Raw genomic sequence first — 20,174 nt, 5'->3', positions numbered from 1 at the left:
GCATAAGCAAAACCCTGAGATTAGCGGGATAGAGTACCAAAGAGGTGAACTGTTCGGTTTTGAGGTCAAAGAGTATTTACTCGCCAAATGGAACAGAAAATGTGCTTACTGTGGCATTGAAAATGTACCTTTTGAGATTGAACATATCCTCGCCAAAAGCAAGGGAGGTTCAAATAGAGTCAGTAATCTTTGCCTGAGTTGCCATTCCTGTAACCAAAATAAAGGGAACCAACCTATTGAGGAGTTTTTGAAGAGGGAGCCTGAAGTTCTGAAACGAGTTCTAGCTCAAGCCAAAGCACCTCTTAAGGATGCCACTGCCGTTAATGCTACTCGCTGGGAACTGTACAGAAGACTTCAATCAACGGGTTTACCTGTAGAGTTAGGTTCTGGGGGTTTGACAAAGTTTAACCGTCAAACCCGAGGAATTGAGAAAACTCACGCTTTCGATGCAGCTTGTGTTGGTGCTTCAACGCCTGAAAAACTTCTTCTCAACGGAATTAAACCTTTGATTATCAAAGCCAAAGGTCACGGAAGAAGGCAACGTTGCGGAACCAATAAATTTGGTTTCCCAATTCGCCATGCTCCGCGAGAGAAGTTTTTCTTATGTTTCCAAACCGGAGACTTGGTGACAGCAAATGTCCTAACTGGAAAATATGCAGGAACTTACACAGGTCGAATCGCTATTCGATTCAGACCGAGATTCAAGTTAACCACAGGAGGTAAAAGCTTCGACGTGCATCCGAAATATTTAAAAACCATTCACAAGGCTGACGGCTATGAATATGCATCTTGATTTATTTGTTGGCGGCAATTCCCCAGACGCTGACCGTTCAGGTACAGACGTCCGCCCCCTTGCCGCAATTATGATGGTTCAAACGCCATTACGACAGTCTGACAATTCACTCCATCCGGATACGGCGAATTCCTCAGCCTCCGTACCCACCTCAGTGCGAGACTGGCTCAACTCTGTAGCCCAACGGATTATCGCAGGCGATCGCATCAATCGAGAGGAAGCGCTGAAACTGACGCAGATAGCGGGACAAGACAATATTCTGCTCCTGTGTGAAGCCGCCGATCAAGTGCGCCAAGCCTGCTGCGGTAACACCGTGGATTTATGCAGTATTGTGAACATTAAATCCGGTAGCTGCTCAGAAAACTGCGGCTTTTGCGCCCAATCTGCCCATCATCCGGGAAAGGATTCCCCCATATACGGACTCAAATCCCCAGAGGAAATACTGGCACAAGCCAAAGCCGCCGATGCAGCAGGGGCAAAGCGTTTTTGTTTGGTGAGTCAAGGGCGTGGACCGAAATATCAGTCTCCCAAATCCACAGAATTTGAGCAAATTCTGGAAACTGTTCAGCAGATTATTAGTGAAACTAATATTAAGCCCTGTTGTGCTTTAGGCGAAGTGACACCGGAACAGGCACAAGCACTCAAGGAAGCCGGAGTCACCCGCTATAACCATAACTTAGAGGCATCGGAGAACTTTTTCCCGGAAATCGTCACCACTCACCGTTGGCGCGATCGCGTTGAGACGATTAAGCACCTGAAAGCCGCCGGAATTCAAGCTTGTACGGGTGGCATTTTGGGCATGGGAGAAACCTGGGAGGATCGGGTGGATTTAGCCTTAGCCTTGCGGGAATTAGAGGTGGAATCTGTCCCCCTAAACTTGCTGAATCCCCGTCAAGGAACGCCCTTGGGAGAACAGACAAAACTTGATCCGTATGAAGCACTAAAAGCGATCGCGATTTTCCGCCTGATTTTGCCCGAACAAATCATTCGCTATGCTGGTGGACGAGAAGCGGTGATGGGCGAACTCCAAGCCTTAGGATTGAAAGCCGGGATTAATGCCATGTTAATTGGTCATTACCTCACCACTTTAGGACAGCCGCCAGAACACGATCATGCCATGTTAGAGTCATTAGGCTTAACCGGAGGCGAAGCACCGCTTCCCGGAGAGCATCAATCTCAGCCAGTATAGAGGGGGAGTTAAAAACGATTCGCGTAAAAGTGTCTGCTCCCCATGAACTCGTTTGGGCTTTAATTGGCTTATTACTGACTATCGGTGGCACCTTTTTAGAAGCCTTCGTGACAAATCCGCCCTGGGATTGGTCAAGCCAAGGAATTCAACCCATTTCCTTAGGCGTTACCTGTCAGATTGGGGCGGTTCTACTTGTTGGGTGTTTAGGCGGAAAAAATGCAGGTGTCCTGTCTCAAATTGCTTATGTGGTTTTAGGTTTAATTTTACCGGTCTTTGACCAAGGTGGGGGTTTAGACTATGTAATAAAACCCATGTTTGGGTATTTATTAGGATTTATTGCGGGAGCCTGGGTTTGTGGTTTTTTGGCGTTTCGTCTGCCTTTGCGATTAGAATCCCTAGGGTTTAGCTGTTTATGTGGTTTGTTCACAATCCATATTTACGGAATAGGCTATTTAACGATTTTTCATCTTATTTTGAACATGACAACTAGGGATGGCTTATCGTTGATGGATACCATGTTGAAATACTCGATTTATCCTTTACCCGGACAGTTAGCCATTGTTTGTGCAGTGACGGTTGTAGCGTACACCCTGCGTCATTTATTGTTTTATTAGTCCTAAGTTTTGTAAATAAGCCTCAACCCCTGACAAAGGACAAATGACGAATGACAAAGGACAATCCCCACCGTTAAATTTAATTGAGTCCACCTACTTAACCATGCCTTTTAGAAAAAATCGTTACTTCTGGGTAATTGCCGCTATTAGCGTAATTGTGGATCAATTAACTAAATATTTAGTGGTACAAAATTTTGCCTTATACGAAAGTTGGTCTGTGATTCCCGATATTTTTCACTTAACCTATGTACTCAATACCGGGGCGGCATTTAGTCTGTTTAGTCAAGGTGGCGTGTGGCTACGCTGGCTATCACTGGCAGTGAGTCTGGGGTTAATGGGGTTGGCATGGTTTGGTTCCCGGCTGAAACCGATTGAGCAGTTAGGCTACGGGTTTATTTTAGGGGGTGCATTGGGGAATGGAATTGACCGATTTTTTAATGATTGTATCGTCAATGGAAAACAGTTAACCTGTGTGGTTGATTTTCTAGAGTTTCCGATTGTCAAGTTTCCTGTATTGGTCGATTTTCGTCATATTCGACTCGCGCCTTTTCCGGTGTTTAATTTTGCTGATGTTTTTATTAATCTAGGGATTATTTGTTTGTTAATTATCAGTTTTCGCCAAAGCCCACCGACGACTCACTCAAACAGGTAGTCTGAGTGTGCCGTTTTCAAGGGGTCAACTTAAGCGACAGCCCTCACCCCCAGCCCCTCTCCCGACCCCCCTCGTTCCCCCCTACAAGAGGGGGGAGGACAGAGGATGCTTCGCTTTTTTTGCACGGGAGAGGGGAGTCTAAACCGACGCTTGAGGATAAGTCTGTTGCAAAAACTCCATTGAAGCAGAAGGAATCAATATTGCCTTTGTCTCTAAGCTGCTGTCGTTGCGTCTCGTCTTCGGCTTTGGTGTTGAAGGGTTGACCAAAGGGCGATTCGGGAAATAATTAGGCGAAAGTCAGTCAAAATTGTGGCTAGATTTTCGGGGGTTAGTACGGGAACGTGGACAAAAATGCAGCCCGTTGTTGGCGAATAATCCTGAAAATAGCGTAATAGCTGATAATAGAGTCCTTCACAGACAAATTTACCCGCGTCATGGCTAATCTCAGTTTCAGTTAATCCCTCGACTAATTTCTCTAAGTCTACAGCAGTTTCGAGAAATTGAGTCTCGAAAGATGTCTCATTGCCAAAGAAAGCGGGAAGACAATAGGACAACCCATTCAGGCTTAAAATTGGTTGAAGAACTAGATAATAAATGAACCAATACACTTGAGCAACAAGGTATCGAGGCGTTGCCCCAACTTCTACAGTTAATTGGGAACGGGATTCCGCCATACCGCAACAGATTACCACATCCGGTTGCAGGTGTTCAATTTGCGCGATCGCTAAATCGCTGGCTGGAAATACGTCCACGGGTAGCTGTCTCAGGAACGTTAAAGATATGGCTTGATCCGGGAATGGGTCATTCTCAGCTTGGAGTTTGAGGAGTAAATCATCGGACGCATTGGATTTCTGATGAGGTAACCAGGTTTGAAAGGAGGTCAAAAGGATGGTTGTTGGCATTTATGATTAAGCACCGAACTCACTAAAATATAGATTGAACCATAAAAATAACGAGGAATCGGTTCATGCCAATCATTGCGGTGGTTGATTACGATATGGGTAACTTGCACTCGGCTTGTAAAGGGTTGGAGAATGCAGGTGCAACAACCAAGATAACGGATGTCGCGGCTGAGATTGAACAGGCGGATGCAGTGGTACTACCGGGAGTTGGTTCATTTGATCCTGCTGTACAGCATTTGCGATCGCGCGGACTTGAGGAACCGATTAAACGGGTGATTGCCAGTGGTAAACCGTTCCTGGGTATCTGTTTGGGGTTGCAAATTCTGTTTGAGGGTTCAGAAGAAGGAAAAGAACCCGGATTAGGGATTATTCCTGGAAAAGTGCGGCGATTTCAGCCAGAACCGGATATCCGCATTCCGCACATGGGGTGGAATCACTTGGAGTTGACTCAACCGGATTGTCCTTTGTGGATGCAGTTATCTGAGAACCCGCAAGTTTATTTTGTCCATTCCTACTACGTTGACCCCGTTGATCCAACGATTCGCGCTGCTACTGTCACCCACGGATCACAACAAGTCACGGCTGCGATCGCACGGGATAATATGATGGCGGTTCAGTTCCATCCCGAAAAGTCGTCCACCGCAGGCTTACAAATTCTATCGAACTTTGTTACCCTTCTGAAAACGCCTGTATCTGTCTAAGATTGGGGAACAGGGAACAGGGAACAGAAGCTCTTAAACCTGAGTCAGGGCGGGTTTTGTAACCAAACGAGGGAAAACAATCAAAATTAGTCCCTAAACCCGCCCCTACAAACCCGATTTTATCGAGGGTTGCGGCGGGTCAAGACTTAAAACTCTTTGGTTGTAATAACTCTGTCCGACTACTTAGGGCTTGCTGCACAAAGCCGAAACTGCAAAGCCCATCAATACTTTGAGGCGTATGGACAGTGGATAAAGTGCAAGGAAATAGGGTAGCATCCTTCATAAGTATGGCATCACCTTGCTCAGGGAAAATGTACCCTTGCTCCCCCAGCTCCCTCAGCTCCCCCAGCTTCCCCAGCTCCCCCTCACCACAACACTTATTCAGCAGCCCCTACTTAGCCCATCACCCCATCACCCCAGCTTCCCTATCTTCCCCTGATCAGCGCAACTCGGTCTGAACATTGGTAGGCTGGAAAGAGTCGCCAATGGCGTTTAAGTAAGGAGAGTAAACGTTGAAGTATCAGAATTCACAGAATTGGCAAGCTTTAGTGGGAGGGGTTATCGCAGCAGCCTTGATTCTCCTTAGCTTTAGCTCCTTTGTGATCATCAACCCAGGTCAAGCCGGGGTCATCAGCATCTTGGGTAAAGCGAGAGATGGAGCCTTACTAGAGGGAATCCACATCAAGCCCCCCCTAATTTCAGTGGTGGACGTATATGATGTGACTGTGCAAAAATTTGAAGTTCCTGCTCAGAGTTCCACCAAGGATCTTCAGGATCTATCGGCTAGCTTCGCGATTAACTTCCGCCTTGACCCCACACAGGTGGTTCAGATCCGACGCACACAAGGCACATTACAGAATATCGTCTCGAAAATTATCGCCCCTCAAACTCAGGAATCGTTCAAAGTTGCAGCGGCTCGGCGAACGGTAGAAGAAGCCATCACCAAACGGACTGAACTAAAGCAGGACTTTGATAATGCTTTGAATGAACGATTGGAAAAGTATGGCATCATCGTCCTAGATACCAGCGTCGTTGACCTAACCTTCTCCCCAGAGTTCTCCAGGGCGGTTGAGGAAAAACAAATCGCTGAACAACGGGCGCAACGTGCTGTTTACGTTGCCCGGGAAGCCGAACAACAAGCCCAAGCGGATATTAATCGCGCTAAGGGTAGAGCCGAAGCCCAACGACTATTAGCGGAAACCCTGAGAGAACAAGGTGGACCCTTAGTTCTGCAAAAAGAAGCGATTGAAGCCTGGAAACAAGGTGGGGCGCAAATGCCGAAAGTTTTGGTCATGGGTGGTGATTCCAATAGTAGTGTGCCATTCCTATTTAACTTAGGGGATGTGGCACAAGAAGCGACGCTATCCCGGTAAGGAGACGAAATATCCTGTAGGGACAACCCGCTTCGTCTAATGAACAACTCCAGACGATGAGGTACAGCCTCAAGCAAGATCCCCGACTTCTCCAAGAAGTGGGGGATCTTTGTTGTGTACCTCTCTCCAAACCTCTCTCCTGCTCTTGAGAAGGCTTTGAATTCTCCCCCATGGAACAAAAAACGAAGCATCTGCTGGCTTCCCCCTGGTTAGGTTTGATGTTAATTTTTCCCCATAGCGTGAAAAGTCAGCTAAACCCGCCCCTACAGAATTTCTAAACTAAACCCAGGCAATACTTCCTCCCCTACCTTACATAAAATCTAAAGTGTAGCTGCGGTTTCTAACCGTTCTATTGAAAATGGTGCTTTGCTGTAAAATACACTCTGCCTCTAAAACCATCAATCCCGGCGTTTCCCAAACCGCACAATCAGTTCTCAACGATGCCAAAACAGGTTGTTTACCAGCTTTAAGTTGAGCGATGGCTTGATTTGCCGCAGGTTGGTACTGCATCAACCAAGAATCATTCGCAATCGATTCGGCGGTTAACGGTGTAGTCGGTAGCAGCCAAAAATCAATCCCATACTTTTGGATAAATTCCTGGACAATCGCCAAATCTGGACTATATTGGGCTTCAATTAAATCCGACATCCGCTGGCGAAATTGGCGATAATAGCCCCAATGATAGGGAATTGCATATTCGCGACCCACTAAAATTGACCGTTGAGCAAACGTGGGTAAATTATTCGCTTCTTCTACTAACGAGGCAATTTTACTGTCTTTGGGTTGCTGTTGGAAAAACTCATATAACGTCGGCACATTGCCACCAATATAAGCCGTCCAGGGAAACGTATTCAGAACCAAGTGAGGATATCCGATTAAGGTAATTCCGATTACACTGGTTAACCCCAATGCCAAAACTGATCCCAATTTGACCGTAGAGATGCGCCATGGCACGTCTCTACACGCGAAAACCGCGTCTAGGATTAGGGTAATAACGATTGCCGCCGCCAGCGCGATCGCAATCCGCAGGCTATGCTGAGTATAACGGCTGGGTAGGTGCAGTTTGAACAGCAGGGCATGGGCGGCTAAAAATAAAATAGCGGACGCGACTAGGAATTTGACCAAGACTCCCATCTTTCCAGTTATCTGCTTGGTGAGGGGAAAACGAGAGGGAAAGCGTAATAGAACAGGTAATAGCAACCCCAAATAACTCAGAGGCGGCGCTAAGGCTGTATCAATGCGGATACCACTGCGTCCATTAAACCAGAATGACCAAGCATCGTTGACAAAAAAGCGGGTTCGCCCTTCAGATAAGAAATCGGGTAAACCTTTGGCTTGTGCGGCGGTAATGACTGGGGCAAATTCTGACAGACTCATCGTGTAAGGGAATAACACCACAAACGCTACCGCCAAACCCGTGAAACAGAACCAATAATCGCGGCGAGTTTGAGACGGATAGGGGACTTTTCGGTTAAACCGCCATAACTGTAAAATTAGAAACACCGCGCAGACTAGCACCAATGAGGGATAGAATAATCCTAACAGCGCGATCGCGATTCCGATTCCGATCAGCGACTGGCGCATCCCATAATACAAAAATGCCAACAGGATAGGATAAATAAACGCCTTGGGAGTTCCCGATATTAACCCATCCTGCATCCACAGATTTTGATTAAGTAGTACAGAGGCGATCAATCCAGTCAGAGGTATGGGTAACAATTGCACCGCCACGCCAAAACAGTAACCTGTGGTAACTAATCCCAAAACCAGGGGCAGAACTTTACTCAAAACAATCGGATCAATGCCAAGTTTTGCTATGAAATGATACAGGGCGCGATATCCTAACGGTGCAACCGATTGGAAATAATCGGCAATGATATCATTCGGAAATAACTCTGGATCTAAAAATCGCCGCATCCAGAAGACGTGTTGTCGCGCATCATCCTGCACCACGTACTCGCTGCTGAAGGCGGGTTGAAGGGCTAAAGTGCCGTAAAGTGTGGCAATTAGTAGACTCAGCGTCAACCAAACCCTAAAGTAAGGCTTCGTTGTACCTGTGAGAAAACGGTGCAAATTGGTTATCCACATTCAGTTGATCACAATGGTTTCGATTTATAACTGGGCTGTATTACAAGTCATATAAATGTATGACATAAACAAATAAAATTAAGCTTGATTTAAGCATCTAATAAGTCTTCATAGAGTATAATTACATAAAACTGTATGTGTTAAATAAAGGTAAGCCACGCTAACGCTTCATTGTCGGGTGTCATTTACCGTTACTTTTTCCGGGTGGGTTTCGCGATCGCTCTCTATAGACAACGTGGATACTATTGGCTGTCGCTGATGGGAGTATATCACCTTTGTAGGTTGGGTTGAGGAACAAAACCCAACGTCATCGTTAGCCTGTTGGGTTTCGCTGACGCTTTACCCAACCTACGAGAACAGTTTGTGCTGTCCCTAACAGGTTCCCTTTGCTAACTTCTGGGGAAGAAGTGCTTCTTTTCGATAAATAACGAATAAATGACAAATGACGAATAACACGACTTTAAAAATTGCTCACTACCGCATTCTGTCCCAACTCTACGAAAGTGCTAATACCTTAGTTTATCGCGGTATTCAGGAAGGGGAACACCAACCTGTGATTCTCAAAGTACTTAAACAAGACTATCCCACTCCGCAAGAGTTAACTCGATATCGACAAGAGTATGAAATTACCCACAATCTGACAATTAATGGCGTAGTTAAGGCATATTGTATCCAACCCTATCAGAGAACCTTAGTCATCATCTTAGAGGATTTTGGCGGTGACTCCTTAAAACAGTGGATGAGTCAGCCAACAACACTATCCTCACCTCTACCTCTACGAGACTTTCTCAACATTGCCATCAAGATAGCCGAAATTCTCGCCCAGATTCATGGGGTTCACGTCATTCATAAAGATATTAACCCCAGCAATATTGTCTTCAACCCCGAAACTGGACAACTCAAAATCATTGACTTTGGCATCTCCACCCAGCTTACCCGCGAAAATCCAGCACTCAAAAATCCTCATGTCTTAGAAGGAACCTTAGCCTATATTTCCCCTGAACAAACCGGGCGGATGAATCGTTCGCTCGACTATCGCACCGATTTTTACTCCCTAGGTGTCACCTTCTATGAACTCCTAACTGGAACGCTACCCTTTGAGACAAAGGATGCTATAGAATTAGTCCATTGTCATATTGCCAAAGTTCCGACACCGCCCCATCTTGTGCTTGAAAAAGCGCCTAGAGACGTTCCGGTAAAACCTCTGAAACCCATTCCGCCAACCGTTTCTAATATTGTCATGAAACTGATGGCAAAAACCGCTGAAGAACGGTATCAGAGTGCTTGGGGACTGGTGGCTGATTTGCAAACCTGTCAGAGACAATTAGCCGAGACGGGAACAATTAACGACTTTACTCTGGGTTCTCACGATATCTCCGAACAGTTCCAAATCCCCCAAAAACTTTATGGGCGAGAGGCAGAAGTGGACACCTTACTCGCGGCTTTTGATCGCGTGGCGAATCGAGAGGATCAGGACATTCATAAATCGGTAAATTCTTGCGTCGATGGTTCACTCTCCACGTCTCATCCCCCCATCGAGATGATGCTAGTAGCGGGGTATTCTGGTATTGGTAAATCCTGCTTAGTTGCCGAAATTCATAAACCGAATACGCGACTACGCGGCTATTTTATCTGCGGCAAATTTGACCAGTTTCAACGCAACGTTCCCTACTCGGCTATTGTCAGCGCGTTTAAGGAATTGGTGCAGCAAATCTTAACTGAAAGCGAAGCCCAACTCAATCAATGGCGCGAAAAACTATTAGCTGCTTTGGGAAGCAATGGTCAGGTGATTATTGATGTTATCCCGGAAGTAGAACGAATTATCGGTCAACAGCCAGCGGTGCCAGAATTAGGGTCACAAGAAGCCCAAAATCGGTTTAATATTGTCTTTCGCAAGTTCATGCGGGCATTTTGCTCACCCGAACATCCGTTAGTGATATTTCTCGATGATTTGCAGTGGGTAGATTTGGCGACGCTGAAGTTAATTCAACTGATTATGACCGATAGCGAGATCCATTATCTATTTTTAATCGGTGCCTATCGGGATAATGAAGTCAACTCTACTCATCCGTTAATGATGACAGTAGATGGATTACAAAAACAAGGCGCGACAGTTAACTATATTACCTTATCTCCTTTAAAATTAGACCATATTCGCCAAATTATTTGTGACACCTTAAAATCCCCACCCGCATCCGCCCAGCATTTAGCTGAATTGGTGATGAGCAAAACGGCAGGGAATCCATTTTTCGTGAATCAGTTTTTAAGGAATCTTTATGCGGAAAACTTAATTAAATTCAATCTGCAAAATCATCAATGGCAGTGGGATGTCAATAAAATTCAGGAAAAAAATATTACCGATAACGTCGTCGAATTGATGACCAATCGGTTAAAAAAGCTGCCGAATTCAACCCAGCATGTCTTACAGTTAGCCGCCTGTATCGGTGCTAATTTCAACTTATCCACGCTGGCAATTGTCTGTGAACAACCAGAGGATGTGATTTTCGCGAACTTAGTCACAGCCGTTCAATCGGAATTAATCGTACCCCTATCAGAACTCAATCCAGACTTGCTGGTTCACGAGTATAAATTCCTGCATGACCGAGTACAACAAGCGGCGTATGCTTTAATTGATGAGTGCCAAAAGAAAGCGGTTCACTTACAAATTGGTCGTCTACTTTGGCAGAGTGCTGACTCGGAAACCTTAGCGGATAAAATATTTGCAATCGTTGATCATCTGAATCAAGGGATTGGTGATCCTTGGGATTATCCATCAGGAGAAATTAGTCAAGCCGAACGCCATCAAATCGCCCAATTGAATTTAATCGCGGGTCAAAAAGCCAAAGGATCAGCCGCTTATGGTGCAGCGCTCAACTATTTAACCGTGGGGCGAGAACTTCTGGGTGCAGAGAGTTGGCAATGGGACTATAACTTAACTTTAGCCTTATATGAAGAAGCCGCCCAAGCTGCCTATTTAGGTGGCAAGTTTACGGTAATGGAAGAATTGACTGAGGTTCTCTTCGCCCATGCTAAAACCGTGCTAGAAAAAGTTAATGTGTATGAAGTTAAGATTCAAGCGATCGCGTCGCAAAATAATCTCAAAGAAGCGATTCATCTTGGACTGCAAGTGCTGAATTTATTGGGAATTCGTTTACCTGAAGAACCCAGTGCTGCGGATTTGCAAAATGGAATCGAAGAAACAGCGGTGATAGTGGCATTACATGAGATTGAAGACCTAATTAACCTACCGGAAATGACCGCCGCTGAACCCCTCGCTGCTGTGCTAATTCTCTCCAATTTAATTGCCGCTGCTTATATCGCCGCACCTGATCTTTTTGTTCTGATTGCCTCATCTATGGTTCAATTATCAGTTAAGTATGGGAACGCGCCATTGTCAGCATTTGGGTATGCCTGTTATGGATGTATTTTATTGGATCGTCAGCACAATTTTGAGGCGGGATATCAATTGGGTAAATTAGCGCTTAGTTTAGTGAATTGGTTTAATGCCCAGCAAGTCAAATGTAAAGTTTTAGAAGTGCTGGGCGCTCATAATTTGCATTGGAAAGAACATTTTAGTCAAACTGTACCTATCCTGATTGAGGGCTATCACAGTGGTATAGAAACGGGAGATTTTGAATTTGCCGGGTATTGCGCCTTTTATACCTGCGATCATCTCTATTTTAGTGGAGTTGAACTGGCTCAATTGGAACAAGAAATCACCACTTATAGTCAGGCGGTGCGGCAAATTCGTCGGGAAAGTCCATTTAATTGGACGGCAATTTTTTTACAGGCGGTGCAGAATTTACGGGGTCAAGGAGAAAATCCCACCCAGTTAACGGGGAAGGCGTATAATGAAGAGACATCCTTACCCCGGGCGCTGGCGGCGAATGACCGAACAGAACTGCATTTATTCTATTTAAATAAGCTGATTCTCTGTTATCTCTTTGGTGAGGTTGAGCAAGCGGTAGAAAATGCAGTTTTAGCGGAACAATATTTAAATGGCGTTACGGCAATGATCGTGATTCCAATTTTCTATTTTTATGATTCTCTTGCCCATCTCGCCCTCGTATCTGAAGCCACACCAACGGATAAACAGGCGTTGATTAACCGAGTTAACGCTAATCAAGAAAAAATGCAGATCTGGGCAAACCACGGTCCCATGAATCAGCAGCATAAACTTGATTTAGTTACCGCCGAAAAAGCGCGAGTTTTGGGGGAAGTGGTGACGGCGATGGAATGGTATGAACAAGCGATTAACGGGGCGAGGGAGAATGGCTATATTCAGGAGGAAGCCTTAGCTTACAATTTAGCCGCCCTATTTTATCAGCATCGGGGCATGGACAGGGTTGCCCATACCTATCTTAAAGAGGCACATTACGCTTACATGCGCTGGGGGGCGACGGCGAAGGTGAAGGATTTAGAAGCCCAACATCCCCAGCTTTTTGCGCCATCGTCTCCCGTCAGTTTTCTCACAGACAGCCGCACGACGGTGAGTAGTGTGTCTCAGAGAAATCAGTCGGCTTCGGCGTTAGATTTTGCCACACTGATGAAAGCCTCTGAAGCCATTGGTAGTGAAATTGAACTGAGTAAGTTACTGGCGGCGTTGATGAAAATTTTAATCGAAAATACGGGGGCGCAAACGGGCATGTTGATTTTAAATCAATCGGGAGAATGGGTGATTGAGGCGTCGCTGAATGGGGAGACGAATCAGGTTACTGTGTTGCAATCTCTTCCTGTGGCGAATCACCTACCGCTTTCCATAATTAACTATGTCACTCATACCCAAGAAACCGTGGTTAAAACCAATGCCGCCAAGATTGGCAAGTTTACCAATGATCCCTATATTCAAGCCCATCAAACCCAATCCGTTTTGTGTGCGCCGCTACTGAATCAAGGTCAACTCAGTGGTATCGTTTATCTGGAAAATAACCTGGCTACAGACGCCTTTACGCCAGACAGGTTAGAAGTATTACAACTCCTATCTGGACAAGCCGCGATCGCGATCGACAATGCCCGACTTTATAACACGCTAGAACAAAAAGTTGCCGCCCGCACCCAAGAGTTAAAAAATACCCTCGACTCTCTCAAAGCTACCCAAGATGAACTGATTCAATCGGAAAAGATGGCAGCCTTGGGACAATTAATTGCTGGGATTGCCCATGAAATTAATACACCCTTGGGGGCGATTCGTTCCTCCGCCGGAAATATTTCTAAGTTTTTAAGTCAAACCCTCGAACAATTACCTACCCTGTTTCAATCATTATCTCCAGAAGAAGGACAAGATTTTTTGAACATGTTACAACGTTCACTCCAAAACGAATCGGATTTAACCGCGAAAGAAGAACGCAAACGGCGGCGAGTCTTAGTTCGCCAATTAGAGGCGGAAGAGATTCAGGATGCGGATACTCTAGCCGATACTTTGGTTGATATGGGGATTTATGAAAACATTGAAGACTTTTTTCATTTACTGAAACGCCCCGATAGTTCGCACCTCTTAGAAACAGCGTACAAACTATCGGGATTACAACGGGGAACTCAAACCATCAACACCGCAACTGAACGAGCTTCTAAAGTAGTGTTTGCCTTAAAAACATACTCCCGTTATGACGAATCGGGGGTAATGATTCCGGCAAACCTAACAGCAGGTATTGAAACCGTGCTAACCCTGTATCAGAATCAACTCAAACATGGAATTAATGTCATCCGCAACTATGACGAGTTACCACCGATATTATGTTATGCGGATGAACTGAATCAAGTCTGGACGAACCTGATTCACAATGCGTTACAGGCAATGGATAATAAAGGAACATTAACCATTGATGTCAAACAGAAAAACCAACAAATAAACGTTAGCATTACCGATAGTGGTAAAGGAATCCCTCCAGAAATTAAAGCTAAGATATTTCAGCCATTTTTTACAACCAAGTCAGCCGGAGAAGGAAGTGGATTAGGGCTTGATATTGTGAAAAAGATTATTGAAAAGCATCAGGGTAAAATTGACATTGAATCTATTCCCGGTAAAACCACCTTTACGGTTTCATTGCCTTTTCGGACAGCGGAAGGCTAGAGAAGACAAAGGAGAAGGATATGATAATGAGATAAAAATAAGAGTAGAACTTTCTATTTCATGTTCCCTGTTCCCTGTTCCCCGTTCTCTGTTCCCTGTTCTCTGTTCCCTGTTCCCCGTTCCCTAATAAATAACCAATGACTAAACCCGTTATTTTGTGTGTTGACGATGAAAAAGTCGTTCTCAAAAGCCTCAAAGCTCAACTCAAAGAAGCCTTTGGCGATGCTTATACCTATGAACTGGCAGAAGCGGCTGATGAAGCGTTAGAATTAATAGATGAACTTGTAGAAGAAAATGTCAGTATTATTCTGATTGTATCGGATTGGTTAATGCCGGGAATGAAAGGGGATGAGTTTCTGGTTCAGGTGCATCATAAATTTCCCCATATCATTAAAATCCTGCTGACAGGTCAAGCAGATGAAGAGGCGATTGAACGCGCAAAACAGCAAGCAAAGCTGCATTACTGCTTATACAAACCCTGGTCAGAAGCGGAATTAGTAGAAGTTATTAAATTAGGATTATCTCAACTCTAACGTACTGATTGGAAAATTACCCACTCAATCCGATGATTTAAACCCCATCCAAAATCCTTGTGACTTCGGCGTAACCCTACGGGCAATCTACTATGACTAAACAGGTAATTATTTGTGTCGATGATGAGAAAACAGTACTCAGAAGTCTAAAAGCTGAGCTTAAGGAAGCGATTGGCAAGAATTACCTGATCGAAATTGCCGAAGCGGGAGAAGAGGCATTAGAGTTAGTTGAAGAACTCTTAGAGGAGGACTATGAGATTCTTTTGGTTATCTCTGACCATATCATGCCAGGGATGAAAGGAGATGAACTTTTAAAGCGTGTCCATGAGTTGTCACCGAAAACGCTGAAAATTATGCTCACCGGACAAGCGGATATTGAAGCCGTAGGCAATGCGATTAAGTATGCCAAACTCTATCGTTATATCGCCAAGCCATGGCAGGCGTCTGACTTAAGTTTGACGGTAAAAGAAGCCGTTAATAGTTATCTGCAAGCAAAAAAGTTGGACAAACAAAACGCCAAACTTAAATCTTTAAATCGAGACCTACAACAATCGATTCAATCCCTCAGTGCTAGTGAGTTAAAATTTCGGGCGATTTTCAATCAAACTTTTCAGTTTACGGGAATGCTGAGTGCTGACGGAATTGTCCTAGAAGTCAACCAAACTGCCCTTAATTTGGGTGACTTACATTTAGAGGATGTGGCAGGAAAACCGTTTTGGGACTGTTATTGGTGGACTATTTCCAGCGAAACCCAAACTCAGTTACAATCTGCCATTGCTCAAGCGGCTAACGGTAAGTTTATCCGTTATGAAGTGGATATATTAGGCGCAAAACAATGCATTGTGACAGTTGATTTTTCGATTAAACCCATTATTAATGACAATGGCAGTATTGAGTTTTTAATTATCGAAGGTCGAGATATTAGCGATGTCTATAATGAGTTACGTTTACGCAAAGAAGCTGAAGCGGCACTGGTGAAAGCAGAACAAAAGTATCGCTCTATCTTTGAAAACGCCCAAGAAGGAATCTTTCAGATTGCCCTAGATGGGAGTTATCTAAGTGCTAACCCCGCTTTAGCGCACATCTACGGCTACGATTCCCCGGAAGAATTGCTAACAATTATTAATAGTATTCACTATCAACTCTACGTTGACCCCCGTCGGCGTCCGGAATTCATGACACGGATGCAGCAGCATGGTGTCGTGTGCGAGTTTGAGTCGATGATTTGTCGCAAAGATGGCACAATTATTTGGATTAGTGAAAATGCTCGCACTGTATATGATGCGTCGGGAACTCCACTTTATTATCAGGGGTTTGTGGAAGATATTACCTCTCGCAAACAAGCGGAGGCGGAGCGAATCAAGTTCACGAATGAACTGTTCCACCTGAATCAATCTTTCTCCCGGTTTGTTCCCAGCCAATTCTTACAGATTTTAAATAAAGAAAGTGTGGTTGATGTTGAATTGGGCGATCAAGTTCAGCAGGAAATGTCCGTCCTTTTCTCAGATATTCGGGATTTCACCACTCTCTCGGAACGGATGACCCCCCAAGAGAATTTCAAATTTATTAACGCCTTTTTAAAGCGGATGGAGCCAGCGATTATCGAACATCAAGGCTTTATCGATAAATATATGGGCGATGCAATTATGGCACTCTTTGGTGGGATTGCGGATGATGCGGTTCAAGCTGGAATTGCCATGGTGCAGCGATTGTATGAGTATAATTTATGTCGTCTGCAATCAGGGTATACCCCTATCAAAATTGGTATTGGCATTAATACAGGATCGTTGATGCTGGGTACAGTTGGGGGAAAACACCGAATAGATAGTACGGTGATTAGTGATGATGTGAATTTAGCGGCTCGTTTGGAGGGACTAACGAAACAGTATAAGGTGTCGTTATTAATTTCGGGACAGACGTTAACTCGTTTACATAATCCAACCGACTATAGTCTCCGGTTTGTGGAGCAGGTTAAGGTTAAGGGGAAGTCAAAAGCTGTGGCGGTGTTTGAAGTGTTTGATGGAGATCCGCTCAAGATTAAGGAGGGCAAGTTAGCCACACTCTCCATCTTTGAAGAAGGGTTATTCCTCTACGCCAAGCAAGCCTTTGGCAAAGCGAAACAGCGGTTTGAACAGGTGTTGAGAATGAATCCCCAAGATGCGATCGCACAAATCTATCTTAACCGTTCCCTGGCGCACCTCCAGCATGACGGATTTTTTTTGACGATGAGGGATGAGGGATGAAGCAGGGGGAGCAATGTAGAGACGTGCTATGGCGCGTCTGGAAGCTGGGGGAGCAGAAATTACATTTAGAGCTTATCCGAGTAGTATTGGGAAAGATGGGAGACAGATGAAGTTAGATGAAGTTAGAGTTTATCCTTTGGCGTTTTAGGTTGTAAAGGAAGTTTAATTTTGTTCGATTACCTATAATAGAGAGTAGAGAGAAAAATTAATTTTGAACTCAGTCAACTGAGAGAAATAAATGCGGAAAACCGTACTTGTCATTTTATTTATTTTAGGGCTAGTATTATCAACCACATTCCGACTAGCTCCCGCGCAAGCGACAACCCCTGATTCCCAAGTGTATACCTGGGGGTTTGTGCGTCCCGGAAGTCAGCAATTAGTGTGTAAGCAGATTACAATTCATCCAGAAAAAGAGGTGGTTTCCCCAACCTCGCACCATAAATCGGTAAAGATGTCCTCTCGATCGACTATTGTTGAGGATCGCTATTGTTCCCGTTTAACCAAACCGTTTGCATAGCGTTGGTTGGTGTAATCGTCGGTGATGTCGTGGCGGGGGATACCTAATTTAATTGATTTATCTCACACGCCCAGAAACCGTAGGGGCGCACCGACGTGCGCCCGTGTTAACTTAAGCGGAAAACCCAAGCAATACCTTGACTCTACCCCACCCCATTGGTGACAAGTTAAGCCTGTATGCCAGCTGTCAAGGGAGTGTGAGAGAATATATCCAGGATTTAGTTCGCGTATATTAACCGCGAACTAATCACAGGATACAGAAGAGGCAATCAATTATGAGCAATAAGAGAAAACTAAGGCAACAACAAGACAGACTCAATCGGGCGGATCAACTTCAAGCTGCCATAGCCGCGCTTTCGATGGAAATCAACCAAATATCCAAAGAGGGTTCCGTCGCCCCTGCCGACTGCTGGCTAATGCGCTCTTTTTGCTAGGGGTACATCGGGAACTTACTGGTACTATAAACTACAAGCTCTCCATCCCATTTTTCCATCGAAAACTGGCAAGGGAAAAAAGAAAATTCTAAGTTAGTTCGCGGATATTGTACGCGAACTTCTGCGCCAAGTTGTTGTCCACACAGGAGGAATGGATGAGTCGAAGCCGGAAAACTAATCGAGACCACGCCAAACAGACCCAACGTCCGATGGTGGAAGATGAAGTCATAGCTTCTCAATTAGAAGCATTAGCATTGGTCAAACCCGCTCTAACCAGCCAAGAAAATTATTATCGCCAATTGGGATTGAGAGACCGGATTCTTAACTTACCTTTGATGGTGGCGGCGGTGTTAACCCTATTATGGCGATCCGGTTGCTGGGGTTAGAGAATTAACTCGAATATTAGCCAGAGAGGGATTTTTATGGTGTTCCCCGACGCAGGTAAGTCAACAAGCCATTTCTCAACGATTTTTAAGTTTTCCGGCACAATTATTCGAGAATGTTTTCAAACAATTGTTACCTGAATTAAGCAACAATTGGCAATTGAGGCATCGTCGTCCCCTACCCGAAAGTGTACAGTTTACTTTATCCAGATTTGAGAGAATTTGGATAGCTGATAGTTCCACACTAGAAGCGTTGTTCAGAAAGCTGAAAAGCTTAGAGACTGTCCCCAAAGGTCAGTTAGCTGGAAAGATGAGTGTAGTGATTGATTTAATCACCCGGCTCCCCGTGGAAATTTGGTTCCAAGAAAATCCCAGGGCGTCTGATACCCAGATCGAGTCAAATCTTTTGAGTTTAGTCGAGTCAAACACCTTGCTATTGCTGGATCGAGGGTTTTATCATTTTCAGTTTTGGCAGGAAATAATTGACAAAAATATTCATTTTATCACTCGAAGAAAGAAAGGCGCTTCAATTCAAGTCCAGCAAGTTTTTACCGATAGTTATGGCATTCGTGACCATCTGATTCGGATCGGTTCGGGAGCAAAAAAAACGAAGCAAGTTACCTTACGCCTCATTGAAGTACGTTCAGGTAAGATTTGGCACTCTTATCTAACATCTGTGCTTGACCCTACTATATTACCACCCTATGTCGTTGCTGATTTGTATCGACGGCGATGGCGGATTGAAGAAGCTTTTAATACGGTTAAGCGCCTTCTACGTTTAAGTTATTTATGGACTGGCTCTCTCAATGGAATCAAGCTACAGCTTTGGGAAACTTGGCTATTTTATGCGGTTTTAGTCGATTTAGGCGATGCTGTGGCTGATGAGCTTTCTTTACCTTTTGACCGTATCTCTTTACAGATGATTTATCGAGGACTTTATCATTTTTATGTCGCTCATCAAAAAGGGTTGGCTCCTGACCCGGTTCAATATGCAAGCCGCTCCATCTAATCAAGATTTAGGTATTGTCAAACAGCTCTTGAAACCCAATGTCAAGCTTATTGTAGCTCCCTTTCCGGATAAACAACACACCAAGAGTAAGTTTTTCTTCCAGCCTATAGCAGAAACCCCCTTGACTATTGGCACACAGCCTTAACTTGTCACCAATGGGGAGATGGGGAGATGGGGTGATAATGGCGAAATCCTTGCCGTAGTGCGAGCATCTTGCTCGCTACATAATTAGGGCTTGCTGAATAAGTGGTGAGGTGAGGGGGAGCAGGGGAAGCTGGGGAAGCTGGGGGAGCAAGGGTCCATTTTCCCTGAGCAAGGTGATGCCATACTTAGGAAGGATGCTACCCCATTTCCTGGCACTTTATCCACTGTCCATACGCCTCAATGTATTTATGGATCAGGGTTTCCGGGTTGTGCATCAAGCCCTAATTAAAACGAAATATCACCATTTTAATCGTATTCCAAGGTATCCGATCGCTGTAATGGTGGAACCGAATTTTTGGTTGTTGTCTCTGGTGTTTGCTTATTTTTATTGGTGATTGAATCTGTCTCATTAAACGACTGGGATTGAAGCGAAGGTATGGTTGGCTTGGTTACCTCTGTGGATGTTCTTATCTCCAATGTAGGCAGATTCAATTCATCCTCTAGATTAATCACATTACCACCAAAAAATT

Annotated in this window: 13 protein-coding genes and 2 pseudogenes; 12 read left to right on the top strand and 3 right to left on the bottom strand. The window is 44.7% G+C overall.

Annotation, left to right across the window (positions count from 1 at the left end; translation table 11 throughout):
• The 4 genes from iscB to lspA all read left to right on the top strand — a co-directional run.
• The coding region (iscB, locus tag RID53_RS22880; RefSeq protein ID WP_446390296.1) for an RNA-guided endonuclease IscB at positions 1-793 on the top strand (793 nt) is incomplete at its 5' end.
• A gap of 73 nt (positions 794-866) precedes the next feature.
• The gene (gene bioB, locus RID53_RS22875; protein WP_446390298.1) at positions 867-1,982 is read left to right on the top strand and encodes a biotin synthase BioB; all 1,116 of its coding nucleotides are present in this window, start codon (positions 867-869) and stop codon (positions 1,980-1,982) included.
• Positions 1,983-2,011: 29 nt separating this feature from the next.
• A complete protein-coding gene (locus RID53_RS22870) occupies positions 2,012-2,596 on the top strand; it encodes a biotin transporter BioY (protein ID WP_446390295.1) in 585 nt (194 codons plus the stop codon).
• Between the two features lie 103 nt (positions 2,597-2,699).
• Positions 2,700-3,248: a signal peptidase II gene (gene lspA, locus RID53_RS22865; protein ID WP_446390297.1), complete on the top strand. Its 549-nt coding sequence runs from the start codon at positions 2,700-2,702 to the stop codon at positions 3,246-3,248.
• A 212-nt stretch (positions 3,249-3,460) separates the two neighbouring features.
• On the opposite strand, the gene RID53_RS22860 is transcribed toward lspA, so the two are convergent.
• Positions 3,461-4,150, bottom strand: a complete 690-nt coding sequence (locus RID53_RS22860; RefSeq protein ID WP_446390294.1) for a peptidase C15 — start codon at positions 4,148-4,150, stop codon at positions 3,461-3,463.
• A gap of 65 nt (positions 4,151-4,215) precedes the next feature.
• Between RID53_RS22860 and hisH the strand changes: the two genes are divergently transcribed.
• Positions 4,216-4,851 carry an imidazole glycerol phosphate synthase subunit HisH gene (gene hisH / locus RID53_RS22855; protein ID WP_446390293.1) on the top strand — a complete coding sequence of 212 codons (636 nt, stop codon included), beginning with the start codon at positions 4,216-4,218 and terminating at the stop codon, positions 4,849-4,851.
• Positions 4,852-5,363: 512 nt separating this feature from the next.
• Positions 5,364-6,224, top strand: a complete 861-nt coding sequence (locus RID53_RS22850; protein WP_446390292.1) for a prohibitin family protein — start codon at positions 5,364-5,366, stop codon at positions 6,222-6,224.
• A 309-nt stretch (positions 6,225-6,533) separates the two neighbouring features.
• Here the strand turns inward: RID53_RS22850 and RID53_RS22845 are convergent, their stop codons facing one another.
• A complete protein-coding gene (locus tag RID53_RS22845; RefSeq protein ID WP_446390291.1) occupies positions 6,534-8,312 on the bottom strand; it encodes a hypothetical protein in 1,779 nt (592 codons plus the stop codon).
• Between the two features lie 442 nt (positions 8,313-8,754).
• Between RID53_RS22845 and RID53_RS22840 the strand changes: the two genes are divergently transcribed.
• The 6 genes and pseudogenes from RID53_RS22840 to RID53_RS22815 all read left to right on the top strand — a co-directional run bounded on the left by RID53_RS22840 (position 8,755) and on the right by RID53_RS22815 (position 19,645).
• Positions 8,755-14,382: a trifunctional serine/threonine-protein kinase/ATP-binding protein/sensor histidine kinase gene (locus RID53_RS22840; protein ID WP_446390290.1), complete on the top strand. Its 5,628-nt coding sequence runs from the start codon at positions 8,755-8,757 to the stop codon at positions 14,380-14,382.
• A 137-nt stretch (positions 14,383-14,519) separates the two neighbouring features.
• Positions 14,520-14,915, top strand: coding sequence for a response regulator (locus RID53_RS22835; protein WP_446390289.1), 396 nt, complete (start codon positions 14,520-14,522; stop codon positions 14,913-14,915).
• Positions 14,916-15,007: 92 nt separating this feature from the next.
• A complete protein-coding gene (locus tag RID53_RS22830; RefSeq protein ID WP_446390288.1) occupies positions 15,008-17,158 on the top strand; it encodes a PAS domain S-box protein in 2,151 nt (716 codons plus the stop codon).
• Positions 17,159-17,396: 238 nt separating this feature from the next.
• Positions 17,397-17,675 carry a hypothetical protein gene (locus RID53_RS22825; RefSeq protein ID WP_446390287.1) on the top strand — a complete coding sequence of 93 codons (279 nt, stop codon included), beginning with the start codon at positions 17,397-17,399 and terminating at the stop codon, positions 17,673-17,675.
• Positions 17,676-17,949: 274 nt separating this feature from the next.
• Positions 17,950-18,108 (top strand): hypothetical protein, encoded by a 159-nt coding sequence (locus RID53_RS22820; RefSeq protein ID WP_446390286.1) that lies wholly within the window; start codon positions 17,950-17,952, stop codon positions 18,106-18,108.
• Between the two features lie 209 nt (positions 18,109-18,317).
• A pseudogene (locus tag RID53_RS22815) lies at positions 18,318-19,645 on the top strand (IS4 family transposase).
• 305 nt (positions 19,646-19,950) lie between these two features.
• Here RID53_RS22815 and RID53_RS22810 read toward each other — a convergent pair.
• A pseudogene (locus tag RID53_RS22810) lies at positions 19,951-20,174 on the bottom strand (DNA polymerase III subunit gamma/tau); the annotation flags it as partial.

It is taken from the genome of Coleofasciculus sp. B1-GNL1-01, assembly GCF_040220235.1.
In the GTDB taxonomy this organism is placed as follows: domain Bacteria; phylum Cyanobacteriota; class Cyanobacteriia; order Cyanobacteriales; family Coleofasciculaceae; genus Coleofasciculus.
The sequence above is the reverse complement of the archived record's forward strand: the minus strand, read 5'-3'. Positions and strand labels throughout refer to the sequence as shown.

What these genes read in the sequence shown, in the direction of transcription:
- bioB (WP_446390298.1), top strand. Translation starts at nt 867, where the DNA reads ATGGTTCAAACGCCATTACGACAGTCTGACAATTCACTCCATCCGGAT.
- lspA (WP_446390297.1), top strand. Translation starts at nt 2,700, where the DNA reads ATGCCTTTTAGAAAAAATCGTTACTTCTGGGTAATTGCCGCTATTAGC.
- RID53_RS22860 (WP_446390294.1), bottom strand. Translation starts at nt 4,150, where the DNA reads ATGCCAACAACCATCCTTTTGACCTCCTTTCAAACCTGGTTACCTCAT.
- hisH (WP_446390293.1), top strand. Translation starts at nt 4,216, where the DNA reads ATGCCAATCATTGCGGTGGTTGATTACGATATGGGTAACTTGCACTCG.
- RID53_RS22845 (WP_446390291.1), bottom strand. Translation starts at nt 8,312, where the DNA reads ATGTGGATAACCAATTTGCACCGTTTTCTCACAGGTACAACGAAGCCT.
- RID53_RS22840 (WP_446390290.1), top strand. Translation starts at nt 8,755, where the DNA reads ATGACGAATAACACGACTTTAAAAATTGCTCACTACCGCATTCTGTCC.
- RID53_RS22835 (WP_446390289.1), top strand. Translation starts at nt 14,520, where the DNA reads ATGACTAAACCCGTTATTTTGTGTGTTGACGATGAAAAAGTCGTTCTC.
- RID53_RS22830 (WP_446390288.1), top strand. Translation starts at nt 15,008, where the DNA reads ATGACTAAACAGGTAATTATTTGTGTCGATGATGAGAAAACAGTACTC.
- RID53_RS22825 (WP_446390287.1), top strand. Translation starts at nt 17,397, where the DNA reads ATGCGGAAAACCGTACTTGTCATTTTATTTATTTTAGGGCTAGTATTA.
- RID53_RS22820 (WP_446390286.1), top strand. Translation starts at nt 17,950, where the DNA reads ATGAGCAATAAGAGAAAACTAAGGCAACAACAAGACAGACTCAATCGG.